The organism is Planotetraspora thailandica (genome assembly GCF_016863335.1).
In the GTDB taxonomy this organism is placed as follows: Bacteria; Actinomycetota; Actinomycetes; order Streptosporangiales; family Streptosporangiaceae; genus Planotetraspora; species Planotetraspora thailandica.
The window spans coordinates 259,433-284,749 of the sequence record NZ_BOOR01000004.1; the positions used below are offsets into that span (position 1 = coordinate 259,433).

Sequence of the window (25,317 nt, forward strand, 5' to 3'; positions counted from 1 at the left end):
CGGGTCCGACGGCCCTGAGCCTTTCCGCCCGTCGCACCGACCAGGCCACAAGACGTATCGAGTAGCCATGGCCGCGCGGCGACGTCGCCGTTGGCGGGGCGCCAGGTCAGCGCACGGAGTCGGGGCCCGGTCACCTGGGTCGGCCGCTACGAGTAACCCCTTCGGCAGGAAGGTAAAGCCATGGTCTAGCGTGATCGCGATGAAGGCGGCGGCTCGATATCTGTGCTGGCTGGCCTGGGCGCAGAAGGGCCGGGTCGCGCTGGGCGCGACGCTGGGCACCCTGTGGACGGTGGGCCTCACGCTCCCGCCGTACCTGTTGTCCAGGGCGATCGACGACAACCTGGCGCCCGGCTGGGTGCTGGCGCTGCTCGGCGCCGGCCTTGCCAACGCTTGGCTGGCGATGATGCGGCACCGCACGATGACCAAGATCCGGATGGACGCCAACTTCCGCACGGTGCGCGCCCTGGTGGAGCAGATCAACACTCTTGGCGCGCACCTGAACAAGCGCACCTCGGCAGGCGAGGTCGTGACGATCGGTATCGGCGACGTCATCACGATCGCCGCGTCGCTGACGGTGACAGGTCCCGGGGTGGGCGCGGTGATCGGCTACGGGGTGGTGGCGGCGCTGCTGCTGCAGGTCTCCGTGGTGCTGGCCGTGGTGGTGCTGCTCGGCGTGCCGGTGCTGGCGATCGTGCTCGGGCCGCTCCTCGGGCGGCTGATGAAGGTGCAGAACGGCTACCGCGAGAGCCAGGGCAGGCTGACCACCCGGCTGGTGGACCTGATCGAGGGGCTGCGGGTGCTCAACGCGTTCGGCGGCAAGGACGCCTACGCCGAGCGTTACCTCGCCGACTCGGCGCGCCTGCGCGAGCAGGGTTACCGAGTGGCGTCGCTGACGAGCTGGATCGGCGCGCTGGGCGCCGGGCTGCCCGCGCTGTTCCTGGCCGCAGTGACTTGGCTGGGTGCCAGGCTGGCCGCAGAAGGCACGATCACGGTGGGCGAGCTGGTCGGCGTCTACGGATATATCGCCATGCTGGTGGTTCCGGTTTCCTTCTTCATCGAAGGCAGCTTCCAGATCAGCCACGGCCTTGTCTCCGCCCGGCAGGTCACCCGCTTCCTCGCGCTGCGGCCCGGCGACCGGCCCCGCTCCCCCGGGCTGGAGGTCACGCCGGGAAGCCTTGTGGGGCTGGTCAGTGCCCGCCCCGAGGAGAGTGTGGCGCTGCTCGAGAGCCTCGGCGGGTTCGACGGCACCTCGTTGATCGCCGACCACGATGCCGCGCTGTTCGCCGGCACGCTGCGCGAGGTCCTGCAGGGCCGCGGCGCTGCCGACGACGAGACCATCCGTCGCGCCGTCACCGTCGCCGCCGCCCAGGACGTGGTCGCCGGGCTGCGCCACGGGCTGGACTCCATGATCGAGCCCGGTGGCCGCAACCTGTCGGGCGGCCAGCGCCAGCGGATACGCCTGGCCAGGGCGCTGGTGGCAGATCCCGAGGTGCTGCTGGCGGTGGAGCCCACCTCGGCGCTGGACGCGCACACCGAATCCCTGCTCGCGCAGCGTCTCCGTACGGCGCGCGCCGGCCGTACCACGGTCGTCGCCACCACGTCGCCGCTGCTGCTCGCCCAGGCGGACCAGATCGTCCTGATCGAGGACGGCCAGGTGGCCGCGACGGGCACCCACCGCGACCTGCTGGAATCCAGCGACGTGTACCGGACGGTGGTGTCATGATTCGCGACCTCCCCGTCTCCGACCGCAAGCACGTACGGCAGGCGGCCCTGCGTCTGATCCGCCGCGACGTCCCCGGTTTCACCGCCACCCTCCTCCTCAACGGCCTGGCGGCGGCTGCGGCCCTGGTCAGCCCGTGGCTGCTGGGCCGCATCATCGACACCATCTCCGCCGGCGGCACGATCGACCTCCTCGCCGCGATCGCCGTGGGTGGGGCGCTGCTGCAGCTCATCCTGTCCCGATACGCCGAGCAGATCGGCACCCGCTTCAGCGAGCGCACCCAGGAACACATCCGCCAGGAGTTCCTCGACCGCGTGCTCGCCCTGCCCGCCGCCACGGTCGAGCACATCCGCACCGGAGACCTGACCGCCCGCGGCACCACAGACGTCGGCGTGGTCGGGCGCACCCTGCGCGACGCCGCCCCCGCCGTACTGATCTCCTCCCTGCAGGTGGTCTTCCTCGTCGCGGCCGTCTTCCTGGTCGACCCGCTGCTGGGAGCCTGCGGTCTGCTCGCGCTCGCCGGCATCGCCGCCGCCTCCCGCTGGTACCTGCGCCGCGCCCGTGCCGCCTACCTGGAGGAGGGCGCCGCCCGCTCAGAACTGGCCGAACACCTGGCCGCCAACGCCGCCGGCGCCCGCACCATCGAAGCCCTCGGCCTCCAGCACCGGCGCACCCGCGCCGCCGAGCGGGTGATCGAGCGCAGCCGGGTCGCCCAGCTCAGAACCCTCTTCCTGCGCGGTGTCCTCTGGCCGTCGGTGGAAGTCTCCGCACTCCTCCCTCCTGTCCTGGTCCTGCTGCTCGGTGGAGTACTGCTGGACAGCGGCCAGGTCACCCTCGGCGCCGTGGTCTCGTGCGTGCTCTACCTTCGCCAGCTCCAGCAGCCCATCGAAACCATCCTCATCTGGATGGAACAGCTGCAAAGCAGCGGCGCCTCCTTCGCCCGGATCGAAGGCCTCCAGACCTCGGCGACGCAGACCGCTGTGGCCGCCCCGGAACCCCGGGACGAGCACATCGTGGCAACCGGCGTGCACTTCGCCTACGAATCCACCGACGACGTCGTCACCGGAGTGGACCTGACCGTACGGCCCGGCGAGCGCCTGGCCATCGTCGGCCCTTCGGGAGCCGGCAAGTCCACGCTCGGCAAGCTGCTGGCGGGCATCGACCGCCCCCGCCTCGGCATGGTCACCGTCGGCTCGGTCCCCGTCGCCGACCTGTCCCCCGCCCAGCTCCGCGAACACGTCGTGCTGGTCACCCAGGAGCAGCATCTGTTCCTCGGCACCGTCCGCGACAACCTCCGCCTGGCCGACCCCACGGCCGACGACAACCACTTGGAGAAGGCCCTGGCGGCGGTCGGCGCCGACTGGGTCGGCTCGCTGGACGACGAGCTCGGCTCGTACTCCTCCGGGACCGAACTCGGCCCCGACCGTGTGCAGCAGCTCGCCCTGGCCCGGGTCATCCTGGCCGACCCGCACACGGTCATCCTTGACGAGGCCACCGCCATGCTCGATCCGCGTACGGCCCGGCGCGCCGAACGGTCGCTGGCGGCGGTGCTGGAGGGACGTACGGTGATCGCGATCGCGCACCGGCTGCATACGGCGCGGGATGCGGATCGGGTGGTGGTGATGGAGGGCGGGCGCGTGGTGGAGGTCGGCGCGCATGATGAGCTGGTTGCGGCCGGTGGGGTTTATGAGGCGTTGTGGAGCTCCTGGCATGGCTCACGCCGGTATGGTCACCCAGGTGCGTCCGCCACGGCGAGATGAGATGAACGCGTGCTGCCGGGCCTTGCCACTGTCCGATCCGGGCAAACTACAACCGAATCGGCACATGGGAGACGCCAACGCATGAATACGCCACCATCGCCACCTGGAGCGGAGCGGACTGACGGATCATCCGTCCAGATTGGCGCTCTCGTTCCGCTGACTCGGCCGGGCTGGGTCGAGGCAGGCCGGCACTTGCTCGCCGGCCTCGAGCTGGCCGTTCGCGAAGTCAATGACGCCGGCGGGATCGCCGGAAGACCACTCGAGCTGGTGGTCCGCGACACCGCGGCTGATCCACAGAGGGCCGCGGCGGCCGTAGATGAATTGGCTCGCCTGGGCGTGGCCGCCTTGGCGGGTGAGTATCACAGCGTCGTCGCCCGCGCCGCTGCCGCCAGAGCCGACGCCCTCGGCCTGCCGTTCCTCTGCTCGTCAGCGGTTCTCGACGCGCTCACCGAACAGCCGACGGAATGGGTCGCGCGCCTCGCCCCGGCGCAGTCCCACGGCTGGCAGATCTACGCGGACTTCCTCCTCAGCGCGGGCTACAGGCGAATCGCCGTAGCAGCCGAGTCGAGTGTCTACTGGGCGGCCGGGGCCCGCATTCTGCGGGACTACCTCGCTCCACGCGGCGGCACCGTCATCGAACTCGACATGCGCGCGCTCGCCCCCACAGCCGTGTGCGACGAACTCGTCGGCAATCACGCCACAGCCCTCCTTCTTCTGGTCGGCCACCCGGAGCCGGCAGTGTCGATCGTCAAGTCTGTCCGCCGCGACCAGCGCCTCGCCGAGATCATGATCGGTGCTCCGGCCGGACAACCGGAGTTCGCCGAATGGGCCACGTTGCTGGGCGACGACAGCGCCGCGATCCCGTTCTTGCGCTACCTGCCCGATCGCCTCAGCCCACTCGGTGCACGAGTCGAGACGGCCCTCCGCGAGCGGTTGGCCGAAGCGCCCTCCTTCGTCGCCTTCGAGGGCTACGACACGGTCGCCGTCCTCGCCGATGTGCTGCGTTCTCACGGCGCGGACCGGGCCCGCACTGCCGAATCCTGGGCGCACGTCGCAGTCGAAGGCACCCGCGGGCAGATCCAGTTCTCCCGCACGCCAGGCATCAGCGTTTGGCAATGGGCTTGGACGCCGATCCAAGTCGTTGATCGAGATCCGGCGGAACCCGATCGCTTTCGGATCCTTCACACGGGCTGAGAGAGCACGGAGGTCCGGCTGCCCGAACCCCGGCGGCATCCGCCGTACGCGATCCAACAGTGTTCGCCGCGGCGGCGAGTGCCGGCCTGGTCAGGGATGGGGCGCGGCGTTCCAACTGGCCAGGATCGGCAGGACGCGGGCGGTGAGGGAGTCGGGCTCGGTCGTGTAGACGACCAGCCGCTGGTCCGGCTCGTGCGGCGCGCAGACGATCTCGATGTCGAAGGACATCGGGCCGGCGGCAGGGTGCTGGACGCGCTTGGTCACCGACGCGTAGTCGCGGACGGCGTGGTCGTCCCACCACCGGGCGACGTCCCCGTCGGTCGCGCGCAACTCGTCCACGAGCGCCGCGAGGCGGTTGTCGTACGGGCGGCGGGCGATCTCCCGGCGCATCGTGGCGACGGTGGCCGAGGCGAAGTCCGCCCAGTTCACGATCCGCTCGCGGGCGACCGGGTCCTGGAACATGAAGCGGACGAACGAGGTTCCCGGCTCCAGCGGACGGCCCAGCACCTCCGCCAGCAGGGCGTTGCGGGCCAGGACCTCACCGCGGTTGCCGAGCAGCAGCACCGGGACATGGTCGAGCGTGCGCATCAGCCGCAGCAGGCCGGGATCGGGGCGCTGGACCGCGTGGGGGGTCGCGGCGCGGCGCCGAGCGGTGGGCGCGGCGAGGTCGCGGAGATGCGCGTGCTCGACCTTATCCAGGCGCAGCGCTCGGGCCAACGCGTCGAGCACCTCGGCGGAGATGTTGGCCTGGCGTCCCTGTTCGAGCCGGCTGTAGTAGTCCGGGCTCAGGCCGGCAAGTACGGCCAGCTCCTCCCGCCGCAGCCCCGGCACCCGCCGGGCCCCGGGGAAGGCTTGGATGCCCGCCTGGGAGGGGGTGAGGCGGTCCCGGCGGGAGCGTAGGAACGTCCCGAGCGCGGCGCGGTCGCGTGGCATTGCTCCAGGTTAGGCGGCCTGCCGGCGCCCTGCGTGGTCCTGCCGTGCCCAGGTTCGTCCTGCTCTGGCCCGGTACCTGGGGCCGCCGTAGAAAAGCACCCATGACTTCACTTCACACAAACGACGGCACACCCGCCGCCGGCGCCCGCCTGGCCTGACCGCCGGACACCGATTGCATACCGATCAGGCAATTACTTGCCGATTTGGCAACAACGGCGCATGCTGCAGACATGGCGGAGGAGATGTCACCTGAACAGGCCCGCGCCGTCCTCGAGCACGCGGACCAGCTGTCGCGGAGCGTGCGCTCCCGCGCTCGCTCCATGCAGCTGTACCTAGGAGTGTGCGCGGCGGGCAACAGCATCGCGCTGCTCATGTTCGGCTTGGTCGAACCCGTCGTGCTGAAAGCCGTGCTGACCCTGGCCGCCGTGATTCTTCCGTTCGTCGTGATCACTCTGTGGTATCGGCGGCTGCTGGTGTTCGCCCGCACTCCGCCACCGCCCCGATGGGGCGTCTTCCCCTACGCCTGGGGAGCCTGGGTGGTGTGGTGCGCGGCGGCGTGGATCGGCGACCTCGCCGGCCTGTACGGCCGCCCGGCGTACTGGCTGCCGGCAGCGCTGGCGGTCGCCGTGCCGTTGACGCTGGCCGCCCTGAGGGAACGGCGCCCATGACCAAGCCGACCCCGAACGCGACCCACCGCGCCCACCCCCGCCACGACCTGGACGATCTGCTGACCCACGCGGTACGCCTGTCCATCGTCGCGACGCTCGCCGACGTCGACAGCGCCGAGTTCGCGTTGGTCCGCGACAGCGTGGAGATCACCGATCCGATGCTGTCCAAGCAGGTCGCCCTCCTCGAACAGGCCGGCTACGTCGGCGTGGACAAAGGCCGGGTCGGCCGGCGCGCCCGCACCTGGCTCAGCCTCACCCCCGACGGGCAGGCCGCCTACCGCCGCCACATCCGTGCCCTTCAGGCGATCGCAGGCCTGACGCTCAACGACGCGGACTGACCCATCCACACACTGAGCCGAACAGGGGCAGGGGCCTGCGCGCCTTCGAGATCATCGTCATCCAACCGGGCCTCATTCGGCTTCGAGGCAGACCACCGGAATCCGCTGTACGGCGTTGTTCGCGAAACCGCCGCGGTTCCACGCCTGCGACTCGGGCTGCCCCTCCCCATCGGCGGTGGTGGCCCTGGCCGACAGCTCGTAACGGCCCGGCCCGGGAGACCACTCAAAGGTGAAGCGCCGCCACGCCCACGGGTGCCCGTCCGGCTCGGCGAGCACCGCCGGTGCCCAGGTGGCGCCGCCGTCCATGCTCACGTCCACCCGCTCGACCGGCGCACGGCCGCACCACGCCCGGCCCTCCAGGGTCACCGTGCCCGGCCGTACCACCCGCGTCCTGGACATGAAGTCGGGGAAGCCCGGCGGCACAAGGAGCGCCCGCGGGGTGATCCGGGTGACCGGCACGCCCGGCTCGTCGGGCGCCTGGCGCAGGCGGTAGGCGACGGCCTGCTGGAAGCCGGTGAACGGTTCCGACACCACCTCGATGTCCCTCAGCCATTTCACGTGCGCCATGCCGTACCAGCCGGGGACCACGAGACGCAACGGGAACCCGTGCTGGGGGGCCAGCGGAAGGCCGTTCATCTCGTAGGCGAGCAGCACCTCCTCGCGCATCGCCTCCTCCAACGGCAGGCTGCGCTGGTAGTCCTGCTCGACGCCGCGTTCCACGCCGTGGTCGGCGCCAGTGAAGACCACTTCGGCCGCGCCCGGGTCGGCGCCTGCGGCGGCGAGCACCTCGCGTAGCGGGACGCCGGTCCACTCGGCCGTCCCCACCGCCTCTACCAGCCACGGCTGGCTGACCGGCCGGGGCTCCAGCCTCGCCCGTCCGTTGCCCGCGCATTCCATCGTCACCCGGACGGTACGGCTGGGCAGTTCCTTCAGCTCCGCCAGGCCGAGCGTGAGATCCGTGCCGACCTGCCCGCCCACATGCAACCTCCAGGTCAGCGGGTCCAGCAGGGGGATGTCGTAGTGGATGAGCAGGTAGTGCAGGCCGGGCGGTGTCACGTCGTACCGCAGCGCCTCCAGGGGGATGCCGTGGTTGCGCGCCGCCAGGGCAAGCTCCTCGGCGCTGATGCCTTCACCGGTGTCCACCCGTCCGGGGCGGCTGATCTCGGCCAGTGTCACGTCCATCCGACAAGGATGCCCCGCCCTCCCTGACCGGGGATAGGTCGGGCCCCGTGGATGATTCCTTCGCATAGGACGACAAAGAAGGAGCAAATCATCTGCGCCGTCGGCCATTGGGCAGGAGGCCGCCGCCCAGTCGCAGGGTATGCCCCGATATATCCCTTATGTCCTTTATATCCGTTCCGGAGGTGTAAACCGCCGGCGGATGAGAGGCAGGTGAACGACGAAATGAGTCGTCATCGTGCGGGGAGTTCGATCGCCGGCCTGAGCGCCGGCCTACGGCTGCTGACGCTGACCACGGCCGTCGCCGCGCTATGCGGGTTCGTCGCGACGCCACGGGCGAGCGCGAGCCCCGGGGCGACGCCGGGGGCCGCGTGGGCACCCGCCTCCGCGGGCGAGCACGGCCCTGTCCGGATCCGCAACGGTGGGCGGAACAACCAGAACGCTCCGGCCGTCAACAGCCCGTCGACCCACAAGGGCGTGCAGCAGGTGAACAGCGTCAGCAGGACCGTCATCACCCAGTCCGGTCAGTGCAGGGGGCGACGCTGCACGATCTCCCAGAGGCTCCACGTCTCCCGCGGCGGCGGGCGCCATGGTGGATGGCGGTCCAGGCATGGACACAGGCATGGACGCGGACATGGACATGGACATGGACATAAGCACGGACACGGACACAGGCATGGGAGGCACAGGTGACTCATTCGGTCGGCGCGTGCCGCAGGAAGAACTGTCTCGCTGCCGCTTGCGCCTGGCTCGCCTCCGGGCTGAGCCAAAAGCCCAGGTGATCGCCGTGCTCCATCCAATAGCGTTCCGCGCCGGGGATGCGCTGGGCGGCGGACTCCCCGTGGTCGAAGGGCACGTCGCCGTCCTGCGTGCCGTGGATCACCAAAGTCGGAGTCGTGATCTGCTCCAGAGGCAAACCGCCACGTCGGGCTTGCGCCGCGTCGTTGTCGGTGCCCGCCCAGCGCTTCTGGTACGGAAACGTCGTGTCGAACATCGCTTTGAAGAGCGCCTGCACGTCTGGCGTGTTCATGATGTACGAGATGCGCTCTGCCCGCTGTTCTTCGGTGAAGGTACTGGTCTCGTCCAACGTTCCTGCGACGACGGTCTCGAACGAGAGCTTCGCCGTCAGCAGGGTGAGTTTCTGGCCGACGGTGTTCAGGAACGTTCTCCGCAATGGCGAGCCCGGCCCGCCGCCGGGTTGGGGTTTGCTCAGTCCGCCGATGGAGACCAGTCCCCAGATGCGATCCGGATGTCGTGCCGCGAAGGTGTAGCCGACCGGACTCCCGGCCGAGACCGCCAGCACTCCGACTCGGTCGATGCCGAGCTCATCCAGCAGCGCGGCGAGCAGGTCGGCCTGCTCCTCGTTGGTCCTGCCGCTTTCCAACGGTGTGCCGAGGTAACCGGGCCGTGAGGGGCTCAGGATGCGGAACCCGTCCTTCTGCAGCCAGCCGGCGAACAGGCGCCCTTGATCTGCACCGCCGAGCCCGGCGTGAACAGACAGCAGCACGGGACCGTGCGTGCCGTACAGGTCGTATTCGATCGGGCCATGCCGTGTCATGGCCGTTCGCAGATCGATCCGGACGTCATGGAGGAGCTCTCGGTGCGGATCGGTGTCAATGCCGCCGTCCCAGAGGAGAAGCGCGGCGACTCCCGCGGCCGGCACCCCTATCAGAACGGCAAGCACCGCGGCGACGATCCTGATGACTTTTCGCTTTCGCACGTGGTCGGCACTCCTTCTGCATCCGGGTCGGTCAACGGGTTGCGGGCCGGGTGTAGACGGCGATGGCGACGATCAGGACGAACGCGGCAAGCGCGGTCAGGGTACGGATGGTGTGAAAGGTTTCCCACCGCTGCAGGATCTCGGCGTAGCCCTCTGCGACCGAGCCGGCGGCCCACTGCCGGATGTGCGCGTGCAGGGGGACGTTGCCGAATACCGTGACCAGCAACGAGGTCAACGTCAACGCGCCGGCACCGATCGCCAGTCGCCGTGGCAGGCCGCGGCTGACAACCGCCAGCCCGAACGAGGAGAGGATCGCCAGCGCCATCGCAGTCTGCATGACCGGCTCGTTGACCTTCATCATCGCGGTGTGGAAGGTCAGCCGCACATCCAAGGGGACGGCCGCGAACGTGGGAACCACGTTGGCGGCGCCGTATCCGAACGCTCCCGCGAGCAGCCCACTGGCCAGCAGTGCGGCGCCCTGAACATGCCTGACTCGGGTTCTCATGCAGGCAATGGTCGTCCAACCGCTGTGCCGTAGGCGTCCTACCAGCGGAGACTTCTCCCACTACGACACCGGGATGAGGTTCGGGCGATCTGCCGCCGCCTCAGGAGTAGGTGCCGGGTACTGTCAGCAGCACTGCGCTCAACGTGTCCTCCTTCGTGTTTGTAGGAGACCGTGTGCGAAGCGGACGCCGGGCGGTGTGGCCTGTTGGCCTTTTGTGGGGTCCCCACAAAGGAGCCGCTCCGCTATGCGCGATGCGGGACCTTGGTTTACCCGGCGGTGAGCGAGCAAGGTTGTCGAAGGTGCAGGCGACGCTCCGGGAGGGACCCGGACGTCGCCTTCTGTGCTCGGGTACTTGGGAGGCTCAGCAGGTGTTCAGTCGTGTCGCCATCGTCAACCGCGGAGAGGCTGCGATGCGGCTCATCCACGCCGTCCGCGATCTTTCAGCGGAAACCGGGGCGCGGATCGAGACGGTCGCTCTCTACACCGATGCCGACCGCAACGCGACCTTCGTCCGCGAGGCGGATGTCGCCTACTCGCTCGGCCCCGCCTCGGCCCGGCCGTATCTCGACCACGCCGTCCTGGAGCAGGCTCTGACGGAGACCGGGGCCGACGCCGCGTGGGTCGGCTGGGGCTTCGTCGCCGAGGACCCGGCGTTCGCCGAGCTCTGCGAGAAGATCGGCGTCACCTTCGTCGGGCCGAGCGCGGAGGCGATGCGCAGGCTCGGCGACAAGATCGGCGCCAAGCTCATCGCGGAGGAGGTCGGCGTTCCCGTCGCCCCGTGGAGCCGTGGCGAGGTCGCCACGCTCGAGGCCGCGCTGCGCGCCGGCGACGAGATCGGCTACCCGCTGATGCTCAAGGCGACCGCGGGCGGCGGCGGGCGCGGCATCCGCAAGGTCGCCTCGGCGGAGGAGCTGACCGACGCCTACGAGCGCACCCGCCAGGAGGCGCTGCGCGCGTTCGGCTCGGGCGTGGTCTTCCTGGAGAGCCTTGTCACCGGTGCCCGGCACGTCGAGGTCCAGGTCATCGCCGACGGGGACACCGCGTGGGCGCTGGGCGTCCGGGACTGCTCGGTGCAGCGGCGGAACCAGAAGATCATCGAGGAGTCCGCCTCCCCTGTCCTGGCGATCGAGCAGACCGCCGAGCTGAAGGCGTCGGCCGAGCGTCTCGCCGTGGCCGTCGGCTATCGCGGGGCCTGCACCGTCGAGTTCCTCTATCACCCCGGCGACAAGGTGTTCGCCTTCCTAGAGGTCAACACCCGGCTGCAGGTCGAGCACCCGATCACCGAGATCACCACCGGCACCGACCTGGTCCGGCTGCAACTGCACGTGGCGAACGGCGGAAGGCTGGAAGGCGCCCAGCCGGGCGAGGCCGGCCACGCTGTGGAGGCTCGCCTCAACGCCGAGGACCCCGACCGCGACTTCGCGCCCGCCCCGGGCCGCATCGCACGCCTGGTGCTGCCCGCCGGGCCCGGCATCCGCGTGGACACCGGCGTCAGCGAGGGCGACACCATCCCGGCCGACTTCGACTCGATGATCGCGAAGATCATCGCCTACGGCCGCGACCGCGAGCAGGCGCTGGGTCGGCTGCGCCGCGCGATGGGCGAAACCACGGTGATCATCGAGGGCGGCGCCACCAACAAGAGCTTCGTGCTCGACCTGCTCGACCAGCCCGAGGTCGTCGACGCGAGCGCCGACACCGGCTGGATCGACCGTGTGCGCGCCGAGGGCCGCCTGGTCAGCCACCGGCACTCCGCGATCGCTCTGGCCGCCGCCGCGATCGAGGCGTACGAGGACGAGGAGGAGGTCAGCCGCCGTCGGCTGCTGTCCACCGCGCGTGGCGGGCGCCCGCAGGTGCAGCACGACTCGGGTCGCCCGCTGGACCTCAAGCTCCGCGGCGCCGGCTACCGGGTGAAGGTGGCCCGGGTCGGGCAGAAGCGGTTCCGCGTCGGCCTTTCCGGCGGCGGCGAGTCGCGCCCCGTCGACGTCGAGGTCGAGCGTTTCGACGAGCACACCGGGCAGATCGTGGTCAACGGCCGCCGGTTCCGCCTGGTGTCGGCCACCCATGGGCCGATCCACCTGGTCGAGGTCGACGGTGTCACCCACCGGATCAGCCGCGACGAAGGCGGCGTCGTCCGCTCCCCCGCGCCCGCGCTGGTCGTGGCGACGCCGTTGTCGGTCGGCGACGAGGTCGAGGCGGGCGCGCCGATCCTCGTGCTCGAAAGCATGAAGATGGAGACGGTGCTGCGCGCGCCGTTCCGCGCCCGGGTCCGCGAGTGCCCGGTGTCGGTGGGCAGCCAGGTCGAGACCGGCGCGCCGCTGATGCGCCTGGAGCCCCTCGCCGCCGAAGGCGCAGAGGAGGAAGCAGCGGGCACCGGCGAGATCGTCGAGCTCGACCTGCCCGCCGAGCCGTCGGACGTGTCCGCGGCCGACCGGGCCGAGCGCGGCCTGCAGGACCTGCGCAGCCTGCTGCTCGGCTTCGACGTCGACCCGCACGACCACAAGCGCGTGCTGTCCGGGTATCTGGCCGCACGGGCCGAGCTCGGTGGCCGGCCGCTCGAGGGCGAGCTGGACCTGCTCACCGTGTTCGCCGACCTGTCCGAACTGAGCCGCAACAAGCCGGGCGGCGAGCTCGACGTCGAGCCGGGCAGCCCGGTGCACAGCCCGCGCGAGTTCTTCCACAGCTACCTGCAAAGCCTCGACGTCGAACGCGCCGGCGTTGCCGAAGGGTTCCAGGTCAAACTGGAGCAGGTCCTCGCGCACTACGGCATCGGCAGCCTCGACCGCACGCCGGAGCTGGAGGCCGCGGTCTTCCGGATCTTCCTGGCCCAGCAGCAGATGAGCACCGGCGTCGCGATCGTGTCGGAGCTGCTGCGTCGGTGGCTGGCCGGCGTGTCGCCGCTCGAGCCGCTCGGCGAGCGCGCCGGGCTCACCCTCGAGCACCTGGTCGAGGCCACACAGGTGCGTTTCCCCACGGTCTCCGACCTGGCCCGCGGCGTGGTGTTCCGCTGGTTCGCCCAGCCGCTGCTGCGCCGCAACCGCGCCACGGTCTACGCCGCGGTGCGCAAGGACCTGCGTTACCTGGACCACAACCCGGACGCGCCGGACCGCGCCGAGCGGATCCAGGCCATGGTGGCCAGCGCCGAGCCGCTGGTCCGGCTGATCGGCCAGCGGATCGGCCGCCTCGGGCGGGACCACGCACCCTTGCTGGAGGTGCTGACCCGCCGCTACTACGGCAACCGCGGGCTGTCCGAGGTCGCCGTGCGGGAGGCCGCGGGCTGCCGGTTCGTCACCGCAGAGCACACCGGCTCAGACGGCGTCACACGCGTGATCACCACCGGTGTCGACATCGCCGCCCTGCCCGACGCCATCGGCGCCGTCGGCACGTTCGCCGCCGACGTCAGCGAGCGCGGGCTGGTCGCCGACCTCTACGTCACGTGGGAGGACCAGCCGGACGCCGACGCGATGGCGGTGCGGCTCGGGCAGCTCCTCGCCGAACACCCGCAGCCCGCGGGCGTCCGCCGGATCACCACCACCGTCGCCGGCACGAGCGGCGTGATGCACCACCACTTCACCTTCCGGCCCGACGGCGCGGGCTTCGCCGAGGACCGGCTGATCCGCGGCCTGCACCCGCAGATCGCGGAGCGCCTGCAGCTGCAGCGGCTGCGTGAGTTCGACCTCACCCGGCTGCCGTCCGCGGACGAGGAGGTCTACCTGTTCAAGGCCGTGGCGCGCAGCAACCCGGCCGACGAGCGGCTCATCGCGATGGGCCAGGTCCGTGACCTGACGCCGCTGCGCGAGGCCGACGGCAGGCTGGTCGCGCTGCCCGCGGTGGAGGACGCGATCCTTGCGGGCCTGGACGCCATTCGCAACATCCAGGCGCAGCGGCCCCAGAACAAGCGGTTCGACACCAACCGCATCATGATGTACGTCTGGCCGTCGACCGAGTTGTCGGGAGACGAGCTGAACGCGCTGGTCCAGCGCATCCTGCCGACCACGGCGGGCGCGGGGCTCGAGGAGGTCCAGTTCGTGGCCCGCCAGCGCAACTCCGCGGGCGAGCTGACCGAGGTCGCGGTGCGGATCACCCTCGACCCGGGCAACGGCGCGCACCTGCACGTCGAAGCGCCGTCGAAGGAGCCGCTGCAGCCGCTGGACGACTACCGCCAGAAGGTGCTGCGCGCGGCCCGGCGCGGAAACGTCTACCCGTACGAGCTGACGGACATGCTCGCCGGGCCGGAGGGCGGCTTCGTCGAGTACGACCTCGACGACCACGGCGTGCTCGTGCCGGTGGACCGGCCGAAGGGCAGGAACTCCGCGGCGATCGTGGCGGGCGTCGTCACGACGCCGACCGAGCGGTATCCCGAAGGCGTCGCCCGGGTGGTCCTGCTCGGCGACCCGACGAAGGCGCTGGGCGCGCTGTCGGAACCGGAGTGCTCACGGGTGATCGCCGCGCTCGACCTCGCCGAGCGGATGCGGGTCCCACTGGAGTGGTTCGCCCTGTCGGCAGGTGCGCGGATCTCTATGACCTCGGGCACGGAGAACATGGACTGGGTCGCGGCCGCGCTCAAGCGGATCGTTTCGTTCACCCAGGACGGCGGCGAGATCAACATCGTGGTCGCCGGCATCACCGTCGGGGCCCAGCCGTACTGGAACGCCGAAGCGACGATGCTCATGCACACCAAGGGCATCCTGGTGATGACGCCCGACTCGGCGATGGTGCTCACCGGCAAGCAGTCACTGGACTTCTCCGGCGGCGTGTCGGCCGAGGACAACTTCGGCATCGGCGGCTACGACCGCGTCATGGGGCCGAACGGCCAGGCGCAGTACTGGGCGCCCAACCTGCCGGCCGCCCGCGACGTGCTCATGGCGCACTACGACCACACGTACGTCGTGCCCGGTGAGACGGCACCGCGGCGGGCCTGGACCAACGACCCGGCCGACCGCGACGTGTCGGAGTTCCCGCACGCGATCGCCGGCAGCGACTTCGCCACCGTCGGTCAGATCTTCTCGGCCGCGCACAACCCGGACCGTAAGAAGCCGTTCGACATCCGTACGGTGATGCGCGCCGTGTCCGACCAGGATCACCCGGTGCTGGAGCGCTGGGCGGGCATGGCCGACGCGGAGACGTCCGCGGTGCAGGACGTGCACATCGGCGGCTGGCCGGTCTGCTTGATCGGCATCGAGTCGCGGTCGGTGCCGCGGCGCGGTTTCCCGCCCACTGACGGGCCGGACACCTACACCGCGGGCACGCTGTTCCCGCGGTCGTCGAAGAAGACCGCGCGGGCGATCAACTCGGCCTCCGGCAACCGGCCGCTGGTGGTGCTGGCGAACCTGTCCGGGTTCGACGGGTCGCCGGAGTCGATGCGCAAACTCCAGCTGGAGTACGGCGCGGAGATCGGCCGGGCGATCGTCAATTTCGACGGGCCGATCGTGTTCTGCGTGATCTCCCGCTACCACGGCGGCGCGTTCGTGGTGTTCTCCAAGGCGCTCAATCCGAACATGACCGTGCTGGCGCTGGAGGGCTCGTTCGCCTCGGTGCTCGGCGGCGCCCCGGCGGCCGCCGTGGTGTTCTCCGGTGAGGTGAACAACCGCACCGCGACCGACCCGCGGGTGACCACGCTGCAGACGCAGGTCTCGGCGGCCAGCGGCGCCGAGCGGGCGGCGCTGAACGCCCGGCTCGCCGAGGTGCAGTCCGCCGTCCGGGCCGAGAAGCTCGGCGAGGTCGCCGCCGAGTTCGACCAGGTGCACAGCATCCAGCGCGCGGTCGAGGTCGGCTCGGTGGACGCGATCATCAGCGTCGCCGAGCTGCGGCCGCGGATCATCAAGGCCATCGAGGACGCGACGGCCCGGCTTTCGGGGGTATAGCGGGAGCATTCCCCGCGTCCGGGGCCGGCCAGGTCGTGGATGAACGGGACGGGGGCGCCCTCGATTGAGGACGCCCCCGCGTGTTCGTGCGGATTCGGTGTCAGCGCGCCGGCTGGACCGCCTCGTAGGACATGCTCCGGGTCGTGGGCTGAGGTGTCGTGACGAGGCCGCCGCACTGCGCGCCGGCACCGGTCAGGTGGTTGGGCACGCCTGCGTTGGAGAACGCGGGCGTGTTGCCGGCGCAGGACAACGCGCCGTGGATGGTGGTTCCCGTGACGACGGCCGCGTCTGTGGCGGTGTTGCCGGTCAGGCTCATCGCGCCGGTGATGTCGGCGCCGGCGATCACCAGTGCCCTGGTCGTCCCGGTGAGGGCGACCGAGCCGTTGACGCGGGTCTTGAGCAGGTGCACCTGGGCGGCGGACGATGCCGTGAGCCCGCCCTTGATCGTGCCGCCCTCGGCCACCAGCGAGGCGCCGGGGCGCACCGTCACCGCGCCGCCGATCTCCGCGTCGTCCAGGCAGGTGACTCCCGAGGTGACCGTGAGGGCCCCCTTGCGCGAGCCGGTGATCGTCGTCGTGCACGCCGGCGGTGGCGCGATCGTCGTCACCGTGAAGCTCTTCGCCTGCCCGTAGTTGCCGGCGGCGTCGATGGAGCGGTACTCGACGGTGTGCCGGCCGCGGGGCAGCGTGCCGTACGTCAGGCTGTCGATGGTGGTGCCGCTCTCGCTGAACGTCCACGGCAGGTCGGCGGAGGTCGGCCAGCCGAAGTAGTTGAACCAGCCGTCACCGTCCACCCGCGACTCCCGTACGACGTATCCGGGCTGGTCGTCCTGGCCGGTGAGCTTCATGGTGAAGGGCCCGTTGTAGACGTAGGCGTCGCCCGACGTGGCCAGCGGTTCGGAGAGCTCGTACTCGGTCGTGGGCGACGAGTCGTCCACGGTCCAGGTGAGCGTCTGGCCGCCCGATGTCGCGGTGAGCGTGTGGTCTCCGGGCGTGAGCCGTACGGAACCGAGGTCGAGGTCCGCGTCGGTGTCGTCGAGGCGAGTGCCGTCCAGGGCCCAGGTGACGGCAGGGACGGTGTCGTCGGGATGGGTGGTCTCGGCGTAGACGACCTCGTCGCGGGCCACCGGCAGGCCGGTCGGCGTGGAGGTGAGGAAGCCGGGGCCGGTCGCCGTGGGAGTGGTGGTCAGGCTCGTGTCCACCGTCCACGTCCGGGTCGCGGTGAGAGCGGAGCGGATGGCCGGGTCGCGGACGAAGTCGGTCGGGTCCGCGACGGTCGCCGTCACCGTGTGCGTGCCGGGCGACAGGTTCAGCGAGCGCAGATCGAGCGAGGTGCCGTGGCCGGGGACCTCGGTGCCGTCGACGCTCCACGTCGTGGTGAGCGAGTGGGTGTTCGGGTGCATCGGTTCGACCCAGAGCACCCGGTCGGCGCCGACCGGCGAGGCGGTAGAGGTTCCGGCCTGGATGAGGCTGACCTTGGCCGCGATCTTCTGGGTCATGATTTCGCGGCTGACCTGGTCGTAGTAGTAGCCGAGGGTCCGCATGATCGAGTGTTGGCTGGGCCGCCAGACGCCGCTGCTCTTGTACAGGCCGCCCTCGTATCTGCCGATGACGCCACCGGCCTCGCTGGGCTCGCCGAGCCAGCGCCACCACTTCTTGCGTTGGTCCAGCATCTGCTGCTCGGTCAGCAGCGTGTGGTGGGCGGACGAGGGCTCCCCGCCCACGTACGGCCCGCCGTCCACGCCCCGCGAGTAGTAGGAGTACTCGTCGTCCAGGCCGCCGAGCGAGTGGCCGATCTCGTGCGGGGCGATCAGCGCCGACATCGAGTTGTGCCCCGAAGCGGTGGCGTAGGTGCCGCCCGCGCCGCCGTACGTGCCGCTGTTGGCCAGCGCCAGGATCTGCCGGTTGCTGCTGCGGGTTCCCGGGACCATGTTGGCGTAGGAGGTGGCGGCCGAGTTGTTCAAGGTGAGGAGTCGCTGGACGCGTTGCACCCGCCCCAGAAGCCCATGCTCAGCGGCGTGCTCTTCCTGCCCGCGGCGAGGTCGGAGTCGCAGCCGACGCCGGACTCGCCCGAGACGATGTCCACTCGGTAGACGTTGAAGTAGTTCCGGTAGGACTTGTACGGCTCGATCGACCACAACACGTTGAGGTGATGGTCGGCGTCCGCGGCGAACGTGGACTGTTCGTCCGCGGTGTAGCCGTCGCCCATGATGATCAGGTTGAAGCGTTTGGCGGGATCACCGGTGACCTGGAGCGGCACCACGGTGGCGCTGCCGACCGCGGCGGTGGTGTCGGCACCGGCCTGGGTCACGGGGACGGTAAGGAAGGCGGCGGTCAGGAACAGGGCCGCCAAGGCCGTGAACGGCCTGGGTGTGCGCACGGGGGGACCTCCAGCGACAAATCGGAGCGTGCCTGCACTCTCCGCCCGCGGCGTCAAGTGCGCACATCCCAAGTGGGGATAACTCCGGATTTATGGCTGGATAGCAGGCGTTATGGTCATCCCCTGACCATGCGGATCAGCCGGTCCAGTACGGCAGGGCTCCGGCTGAGGCCGTCATGGGCGTATTCATTGGTGATCCAATGGACCAGGCCGCGCACCGCTCCGGCTGTGACGAGTGAGTGCTCGCGGTCGACGTACAAGTCGTCGTGATAGATCGCCGCGGCGACCGGAACCGTGTTGCGGGCGAGCCGGTCGGGGTCGTACAGGTGCGGCCACGAGGTGTCTCCGGCGAGGTGCTCGGCGTAGGAGCGCAGCGGCGCCAGCGCGGGGTCCTCCTCGAAGTGCCACGGGAAGATCATTTCGCCGATGAACCGGACCGGTCCGCCTCGGTCCAGGTCGAACTCCGGGAACTCGGCCAGCGCCCGGTGTGCGGCCCAGGCGGAGCCTTCACCCTGGCAGTAGATCATCTCGTGCAGCAGGGCGTAGAGCGGGTGCGCGGCGAAGGAGACGACGGAGTCGACCCCCCGCAGGAAGGCGTCGGAGAGCCGGTCCCTCCCGATGAACGCCTCCTCCAGCAGGTGGTGGAGGAGATCGAAGCGCCGCTCCTGGCCGAACGTGATGCCCAGGGTCTGGAACCGGCGCGGGGTGAGCACCTCCCCGCCCGGCAGGGACACCTCGTGTTCCCGCAGGCGGTCCACGACCTTGGCGGCGATCTCCTGGTCGCCCGGGTAGCGGGCGAAGAACCGGTTGTTGTGGGCCAGGACCCGTGGGTAGGCGGCCCGATACACGTCGTACGGCGAGGCGGTCAGCGACGGCAACCCGCCCGCGATCATCACCTCGCGCAGCCCCTCCGGGGCCAGGGACAGATACGTGAGCGCGCAGAACCCGCCGAAACTCTGGCCGAGCACGCTCCAGGGACGGTCGCCCACGAGGTGCGCGCGGAGCAGTTCGGCGTCGCGCACGATGCTGTCGGCCCGGAAGTGGCGCAGGTCGTGCGCGGAGACGGCGAGATCGGTCAGCGTCTGCCGGGTGACGGGGGTGCTTCGTCCCGTGCCCCGCTGATCGAGCAGGACCACCCGGTAGTTCCGGCTCGCCCGCTCCAGCCAGGCGGGGAGCTCACGCGGAGCCCGGTTGCCGGGGCCGCCTTCCAGGTAGAGCAGCCAGGGCAGGTTCGCAGGCTCCCGGTCCACGGCGACCACCTCGCGAGCGAACAACTCGATCGTGCGACCGCCGGGGGCGGCATGGTCGAGCGGGACCGCGATCGTGTGGTCGGTGAAGACGTATCCGGAGTGGCGGTGGGTCACGGGCACGAGGCGTTCCTCATATCGGTCACGGTCCACTTTGGACAAAATCTGAAATATCCCGCAAATCCCGAAGGGATATATTCCTGGGGTTATGGGGTGGAAGGAGGGGCTGTCGTGCAACTGGAGCTTCGCCACCTGCGGGTGATCTGCGCGATAGCCGACGCCGGGAGCCTCAGCAAAGCGGCCATCGCCGTCGGAGTGTCACAACCCGCGCTCACCGCTCAGCTCCAGCGGGTCGAGGGGGCCTTCGGCGGGCAACTCTTCCTGCGCGGCCGCCTCGGCATCGCCCCGACTCCCTTCGGCACGTTCGTGCTGACCCGGGCCAGGTCCATCCTGCTCGCCGTGGACGAACTGCTCGGCGGCACCGACGCCGACGGCCGGTCGGACGTCGCGCGCATCGGCGGGTACGTCACGCCCATGCTGTCCGGCCTGCTCAGCCGGCTGTTCGCCGTGCCCGGCGTGCCGATCACCGTGCACACCGAATACTCCCCCAGGCTCCTGCTCGATCTGCTGACCTCACGCCGCCTCGACGCGGCGACCCTGGTCGACTACCCGGGAAACGAATTGCCCGCCGTCCCCTCGGTCGACATGCGGCTCGTGGCGACCGAACCGGTCTTCGTCATCATGAGCAGCCGGCACCCGCTCGCCGCCGAGCACGAGGTGCGGCTGGCCGACCTCGCCGACGACGACTGGGTGATCTCGCCGCCCGACGGCGTCGGCTGGCCCGAGTGCGTCTACTCCGCCTGCCAGGAGGCGGGCTTCACACCACGGGTCCCGCACAGCATGACCGAACAGACGATGATCCGGCAGTTGGTCGCCGGCGGCCACGCGGTCTCCCCCTGCCAGGCCACGGTGCAGGACGGTCCCGGCATCGTGGTGCGCCCGCTCGTGGGCAACCCGCTGTGGCTCCGCCACCTGGTGGCCTGGCGCCGCGACGGCCCGTTCGCCCGGCGCGCCGACGAGCTGACCGCGTTCGCGGCGGAGGCCCATCGGGAGGCGATCGCCGAACGCCCCCACTACGCCGCCTGGCTCGCCCGCCAGGACGGCATGCCTCCCGCCTGAAGCTCCGGCCACGCGAGTCTTCAGAGGGGCGGATCACCGGGAAGGCCCAGGTGGCGGTGGAGCATCTGGTGTATGGTGCGCCGGAACCTGCGCAGGCTCTGCGGGTTTGAGGGCCATTGCACCTGCCCGTCAGCCTCCATGGCGCCTCCCTTGACAAAGCCGTGGACGGCCCAGATCACCGTCCAGAGCGTGTACTCGATGTCGATATCGGTATCGGGGAGCAGATTCCCCACCGACTTGCCGATCAGCCCGGTGAGCGGTTCGACGTACTGGTTCTCCAGCTCTGCGACGTCGGCCGCGTCCAGCAGCCATCGATGTATCCAGAGCGCCACTATGTCCGGATGCTCGATGTAGAAATCGAGGCAGCGGTCGAATAACCGGTGAACCGATCCGGTCGCTTCGAACTCCGCCGCCGCCGACTCGATCGCGGCGCGCTCCGCTTGGAACGCCCGTTCCATGACCGCGAGGTAGACATCCCGTTTGAGGCCCACCTGCTCGGTGATCGTGGTGATGTCCAGTCCGGTCGCGTCAGCGATCTGGCGGATCGACGTGCCGTCGTAGCCGAGAGCTGCGAAAAGCCGCGTCGCGACCTCCAAAATTACCTCGGACTGGCTGCCATACTCCTGTGTCGCCATGAAACGACGCTACCTGCAGCCCGTATCCGCTCAATCGGCCGAGCGGCCCCCAGAAGTCAAGGGGTCAGGCAGGGAGCGTGGCGAGGAGGCGCGAGGTGTGATCGCGCTCGAACCGAGCGCCGATGCGGCCCCAGCCCCGCAGGGAATCCTGGAGGGCGTCGGCATCGCCGTCCCGGCGGCCCCGGGCGCGGGCCAGGCAGGCGGCGGCCCAGTCGTTCTCGTCAGCAGTTTCGGCCGCGGCGGCCAGGAGACGGTCCGCGCCGGACAGGCCGGACAGTACGGCCAACTCGGCCCCGGCGGCGCGGGCGTAGGCGGCCGGCCAGCCCGTGGGCGAGTCGGCGAAGGCCCGGGAGACCAGGGCCGCGGCGTCCTCGACGGCGCCCGTTTCCACGGCGACGCGAGCATCCACGAAGGCGGCGAAGACCATGGAGCCAGGCTCGCCCGTCCCCAGAGCCTGCTCGGCCTGGGCCTGCCAGAGCCGGTACGCGGCGTGGTCGCCGCGCAGGCCGTGGGCGAGCGCGATCGCCGAGGCGGCCGGGAAGAGCCACGCGGCGATCGGCATGCCGGAACGCCGCCAGGCATGCCACATGGGCTGGGCGAGCTCCAGAGCCTCGTCGAAGCGCCCGAGCAGCACCAGCGGCGGGATCAACTTGCCGGCGGACCGGTACGGGTGAGCGCCCAGCAGGTCGTCGCGGGCGATCTGCTCGGCCGTGGCCAGCGCGGCGAGCAGGTCACCGGAGGCGAACGCGCTGAGCCAGGCATTGTGGAAGGCGTCGAGAATCTCCGCCGCGGAGGCCGGTCGGCGGCGGTCCATCACGTCGACCAGTGCCAGCCGTTCCCGGGCGATGCCGTACGCCTGACGGAACCGGCGCGCGCGGATCGCCAGTGTGCCGGGCGCGTCCAGGGCGGCGCTGACGAGGACGGGATCGCCGGTGACGCGTGCCGCCGCCACGGCGGCTCCGGCGAGCGACGGATCGGGGGACGTCTGGGGCGAGCGTGGGCACCAGGCTGTGGCGGCGGCCAGATGGGCGGTCACCCCGGGATCGTCCGTGTCACCGATCGCGGCCGCCTGGTCCAGCAGCTCGCGCAGCCGCGGGCCGGGGACCGGGTCGGGGAAGCCGGAGGTGAATCTGTGCGCCGTGACCACCGCGTGGGCGAGCGCGATCGCCTGGGCGTCGCGGTCACCCGCGGCCTCCGCATGTGCGGCCGACTCCACGAGCAGGTCGAACGCCCCGTGGGCGAGCCCCACCGCGTACACCACCTGGGCGGCGGTACGCAGGTCCGCGGCGGCGGCCGAGGCGGTGGGGGCGCGGCGGGCCGCCTCCTTGAAATGCTCGAGGGATTCGCTGGCCAGACGACGGGCGTAGGTGAGGTGGCCGAGCGCGCGGGCGAGCCGGTGCGGCAACTCGGCGGGACCAGGTGGGGCGTTCCGCAGCGCCGCGCGCAGGTCGTCGCACACGGCGTCGAAGCGATCCCGCCACTGGCCGCCGCCTGAGTGCTCCGCCAGTTCGTGCGCGGTCTCGGCCGCCCACCGCAGGTGCAGCTCCTGGACCTTGTCCAGGTCGCCGCTCGCCTCCAGGCGGTCCAGGGCGTACGCGCGGACGGTCTCCAGCAGCCGCCAGGAACCCGCCTGGCCGCTCCGGACGAGCAGGCTCTTGTCGACCAGTCTGCCCAGGAGGTCGGCGACGGCGCCCCGGGAGGCGAAGAGCGCGACGCGGCAGGCTGCGTCGAGGTCGAACGCGCCGGCGAAGACGGCCAGCCGGGGGAACAGGGCTCGTTCCTCGTCGCCGAGCAGGTCGTGGCTCCAGCCGATCACCGCGCTCAGGGAGCGGTGCCGCTCGTCCGGGTGGCGGCTGCCCGCCAGCAGCCGCAGTGTGTCGTCCAGCGCGGCCAGCACACCGTCCGCACCCAGCGACGCGCAGCGGGCGGCGGCCAGCTCGATCGCGAGCGGCATGCCGTCCAGCCGGGCGCAGATCTCGGCGACGAGCGCCGGTTCGGCCGCGAAGCCGGGATCGACCGCGGCGGCCCGGTCCACGAACAGCGCCTCGGCGTCGGAGGCCAGCGGCAGCGGCGAGATGGGCACCACCTGCTCGCCCGGCACGCCGAGCCGTTCCCGGCTCGTGACCAGCATCGTCGTGCCCGGGCACGCGCCCAGCATCCGGTCGGCGAGGCCGGCCACCGCGTCGAGCAGATGCTCGCAGTTGTCGAGGATCAGCAGCCGCCGGTCCCGGCCGAGCGCGTCGAACACGGACTCCTCCAGCGACCGGCCCGGCGACTCGCTCATGCCGAGCGCTCTGGCCACCGCCCCGGCGACCTGTCCGTCCCGCACCGGGACGAGGTCCACGAACGCCCCGCCCAGCGGGAACTCCGGAGCGGCGGCCTCAGCGACGACGGCTGCCAGCCGGGTCTTGCCGACCCCGCCCGGCCCGGCCAGGGTGACGAGCCGGCCGGGCCGCAACAGGTCGAGTACGGCGTCGCGTTCGTGGGCCCGCCCGGTGAAACCGGTACGCCAGGTGGGTGATCCGGCGATCGTGCCGAGGGGTGCGGGGTCGGCGTCCTTTCCGGCGATGGCGGCCAGCGCCCGCCGGTCGGCGACGCCGTACTTGCGCAGCAGCGAGGACACGTGGTTCTCAACGGTGCGCACGGAGATGTGCAGGCGTCTCGCGATCTGAGCGTTCGGCAGGTGCTCGCCGAGGAGGGTCAGCACCTCCGCCTCACGCCGCGACACCGATTCCGGGCTCATTCCCCCTATCTGATCGCAAACTTCGGCATTTCGAAACCCGATTGAGCGTCCCCCGCGCGTAGGTGGGCTCTGCGTGGCCGATAGGTGGCCGCCACGGATGCTCACCTCGGGGTGGCCACGCAGACTGGCTTACGTCCGGCCGACATGGCGATGCGAAATGGGGTGACGGCTGTGAGCGGCGGAGTGCTGAACGAGGCCTACGAACGGTTTCACCGCACCGGTCCCGAATGGGGCGAGGACCAACTGACCAACCACGGCCCGATGGCCGTCGAGGTGCTGGTGCGCCGAGGGCGGGCGGACAGCGTGGACCGCTGGGTGCGGTCCTACCTTGACCGGCTCGACGAGCTGCCCTCCCGCACCGCCGACATCACCGACGCCGACTGGGCGGAGGCGCTGGGCGACGGACGGCGGATCGGCGACTGGACGACGTACTTCAGCCGGGCATTGCGGGAACGGCCGTGGCGCGAGGTGCTGGCCACCTGGTGGGCACGGCTGCTACCGGGAATCGTGGCGGGCACCACGCACGGGGTGATCAGGGTCGGGCACGTGGTGCGCGCGCTGCTCGCCGGCGCGGAGAACCCGGCCACCCTCGACGAGCTCGCCCATGGCCTTGCGTTCTGGGCGGCCAGGTCTCGGCCGGTGCCGCCGGCGGGTCCACCCGCCGGACGGCTCAGCCCGCAGGGGGCGCTCGACACCATCCCCCGGATCCCCGACCAGCGGGGCAACGTGGCCGGCCGGTTCGGCCAGTTGCCCAGCCTGCGCGGCTGGGGGGCGGCGGTGGCCGGGTTGTCCCCCGCCGCCACGCCGGACGAGGTGCTCACCCGGCTGGCAGACCTGGTGGCGGCGGCGACGCTGGGCTATCTGGCGTACGGCCACGGACAGCCGGTCCTGCTGGTGCACACCGCCACGGCGCCCAATGCGGTGCTGCACACGCTGCCCGCTCTGCCGCGCGAGCTCTGGGCGCCGAGTCTGAACGCGATCTGGACGACCACCGCGGCGATCCACTCCGCCTACGCCCCGCCCGAGAGCGCTCCGCGCTCGGCCCTGCCCACCCCTCCCTCCGGCTCCGGTGCCGTAGCCGAGGTGCTGGACCGTGCGGTCGCCCACGCCGACGAGCACGTCATCAAGTTCACCGATACCGCCGCCGAGGTCTACACCCGCACCGGCCACCCGGACGCACTGGCCGCCGCCCTGCGCGCCGCCGGCCTCATCCCACCCGCGCCTTAGACGGCACGACACCCCCTTGAACAAGAAGG

General features: G+C 70.9%; 18 protein-coding genes. 8 read left to right on the forward strand and 10 right to left on the reverse strand.

Annotated features, from left to right (window positions below; translation table 11 throughout):
• Positions 1 to 199 precede the first annotated feature (199 nt).
• The 3 genes from Pth03_RS02150 (at position 200) to Pth03_RS02160 (ending at position 4,674) form a co-directional block, all read left to right on the forward strand.
• Complete coding sequence (locus tag Pth03_RS02150; protein WP_203942352.1) at positions 200 to 1,723, forward strand: ABC transporter transmembrane domain-containing protein; 1,524 nt, start codon at positions 200 to 202, stop codon at positions 1,721 to 1,723.
• Positions 1,720 to 3,480, forward strand: a complete 1,761-nt coding sequence (locus tag Pth03_RS02155) for an ABC transporter ATP-binding protein (protein ID WP_203942353.1) — start codon at positions 1,720 to 1,722, stop codon at positions 3,478 to 3,480. Before Pth03_RS02150 ends, Pth03_RS02155 begins: the two co-directional genes overlap by 4 nt.
• 81 nt (positions 3,481 to 3,561) lie before the next feature.
• A complete protein-coding gene (locus Pth03_RS02160) occupies positions 3,562 to 4,674 on the forward strand; it encodes an ABC transporter substrate-binding protein (RefSeq protein ID WP_203942490.1) in 1,113 nt (370 codons plus the stop codon).
• 90 nt (positions 4,675 to 4,764) lie between these two features.
• Here Pth03_RS02160 and Pth03_RS02165 read toward each other — a convergent pair whose 3' ends face one another.
• Positions 4,765 to 5,607, reverse strand: a complete 843-nt coding sequence (locus Pth03_RS02165) for a helix-turn-helix domain-containing protein (protein WP_203942354.1) — start codon at positions 5,605 to 5,607, stop codon at positions 4,765 to 4,767.
• Between the two features lie 230 nt (positions 5,608 to 5,837).
• On the opposite strand from Pth03_RS02165, the gene Pth03_RS02170 reads away from it, so the two are divergent.
• Together Pth03_RS02170 and Pth03_RS02175 are read left to right on the forward strand one after the other, a co-directional pair.
• Positions 5,838 to 6,275: a hypothetical protein gene (locus Pth03_RS02170; protein ID WP_203942355.1), complete on the forward strand. Its 438-nt coding sequence runs from the start codon at positions 5,838 to 5,840 to the stop codon at positions 6,273 to 6,275.
• Entirely contained in the window at positions 6,272 to 6,613 is a 342-nt protein-coding gene (locus tag Pth03_RS02175) for a winged helix-turn-helix domain-containing protein (RefSeq protein WP_203942356.1), read from the forward strand. Before Pth03_RS02170 ends, Pth03_RS02175 begins: the two co-directional genes overlap by 4 nt.
• Before the next feature lie 72 nt (positions 6,614 to 6,685).
• Here the strand turns inward: Pth03_RS02175 and Pth03_RS02180 are convergent, their stop codons facing one another.
• From Pth03_RS02180 to Pth03_RS02195, 4 genes are all read right to left on the reverse strand, one after another.
• A complete protein-coding gene (locus Pth03_RS02180) occupies positions 6,686 to 7,795 on the reverse strand; it encodes a sulfite oxidase (protein ID WP_203942357.1) in 1,110 nt (369 codons plus the stop codon).
• A gap of 230 nt (positions 7,796 to 8,025) precedes the next feature.
• Complete coding sequence (locus Pth03_RS02185) at positions 8,026 to 8,304, reverse strand: hypothetical protein (protein ID WP_203942358.1); 279 nt, start codon at positions 8,302 to 8,304, stop codon at positions 8,026 to 8,028.
• A 182-nt stretch (positions 8,305 to 8,486) separates the two neighbouring features.
• Entirely contained in the window at positions 8,487 to 9,476 is a 990-nt protein-coding gene (locus Pth03_RS02190; protein ID WP_203942359.1) for an alpha/beta fold hydrolase, read from the reverse strand.
• Positions 9,477 to 9,543: 67 nt separating this feature from the next.
• Positions 9,544 to 10,017, reverse strand: a complete 474-nt coding sequence (locus Pth03_RS02195; RefSeq protein WP_203942360.1) for an anthrone oxygenase family protein — start codon at positions 10,015 to 10,017, stop codon at positions 9,544 to 9,546.
• A gap of 368 nt (positions 10,018 to 10,385) precedes the next feature.
• Here Pth03_RS02195 and Pth03_RS02200 point away from each other — a divergent pair, with 368 nt between their 5' ends.
• Positions 10,386 to 15,878 carry an ATP-binding protein gene (locus Pth03_RS02200; protein WP_203942361.1) on the forward strand — a complete coding sequence of 1,831 codons (5,493 nt, stop codon included), beginning with the start codon at positions 10,386 to 10,388 and terminating at the stop codon, positions 15,876 to 15,878.
• A 100-nt stretch (positions 15,879 to 15,978) separates the two neighbouring features.
• Here Pth03_RS02200 and Pth03_RS02205 read toward each other — a convergent pair whose 3' ends face one another.
• The 3 genes from Pth03_RS02205 to Pth03_RS02210 all read right to left on the reverse strand — a co-directional run bounded on the left by Pth03_RS02205 (position 15,979) and on the right by Pth03_RS02210 (position 19,627).
• A complete protein-coding gene (locus tag Pth03_RS02205; RefSeq protein ID WP_275413009.1) occupies positions 15,979 to 17,841 on the reverse strand; it encodes a M64 family metallopeptidase in 1,863 nt (620 codons plus the stop codon).
• Positions 17,838 to 18,257: a M64 family metallopeptidase gene (locus Pth03_RS41960; protein ID WP_275413010.1), complete on the reverse strand. Its 420-nt coding sequence runs from the start codon at positions 18,255 to 18,257 to the stop codon at positions 17,838 to 17,840. Before Pth03_RS41960 ends, Pth03_RS02205 begins: the two co-directional genes overlap by 4 nt.
• Positions 18,258 to 18,373: 116 nt before the next feature.
• On the reverse strand, positions 18,374 to 19,627 hold the full coding sequence (locus Pth03_RS02210) for an alpha/beta fold hydrolase (protein WP_203942362.1): 1,254 nt from the start codon (positions 19,625 to 19,627) through the stop codon (positions 18,374 to 18,376).
• Between the two features lie 108 nt (positions 19,628 to 19,735).
• Between Pth03_RS02210 and Pth03_RS02215 the strand changes: the two genes are divergently transcribed.
• Positions 19,736 to 20,683, forward strand: a complete 948-nt coding sequence (locus Pth03_RS02215; protein WP_203942363.1) for a LysR family transcriptional regulator — start codon at positions 19,736 to 19,738, stop codon at positions 20,681 to 20,683.
• A gap of 20 nt (positions 20,684 to 20,703) precedes the next feature.
• Here the strand turns inward: Pth03_RS02215 and Pth03_RS02220 are convergent, their stop codons facing one another.
• Positions 20,704 to 21,318 carry a TetR/AcrR family transcriptional regulator gene (locus Pth03_RS02220; RefSeq protein WP_203942364.1) on the reverse strand — a complete coding sequence of 205 codons (615 nt, stop codon included), beginning with the start codon at positions 21,316 to 21,318 and terminating at the stop codon, positions 20,704 to 20,706.
• A gap of 64 nt (positions 21,319 to 21,382) precedes the next feature.
• Complete coding sequence (locus tag Pth03_RS02225) at positions 21,383 to 24,061, reverse strand: ATP-binding protein (protein ID WP_203942365.1); 2,679 nt, start codon at positions 24,059 to 24,061, stop codon at positions 21,383 to 21,385.
• Positions 24,062 to 24,232: 171 nt separating this feature from the next.
• Here Pth03_RS02225 and Pth03_RS02230 point away from each other — a divergent pair, with 171 nt between their 5' ends.
• Complete coding sequence (locus tag Pth03_RS02230; protein WP_203942366.1) at positions 24,233 to 25,288, forward strand: questin oxidase family protein; 1,056 nt, start codon at positions 24,233 to 24,235, stop codon at positions 25,286 to 25,288.
• The last annotated feature ends 29 nt before the right edge of the window (positions 25,289 to 25,317 follow it).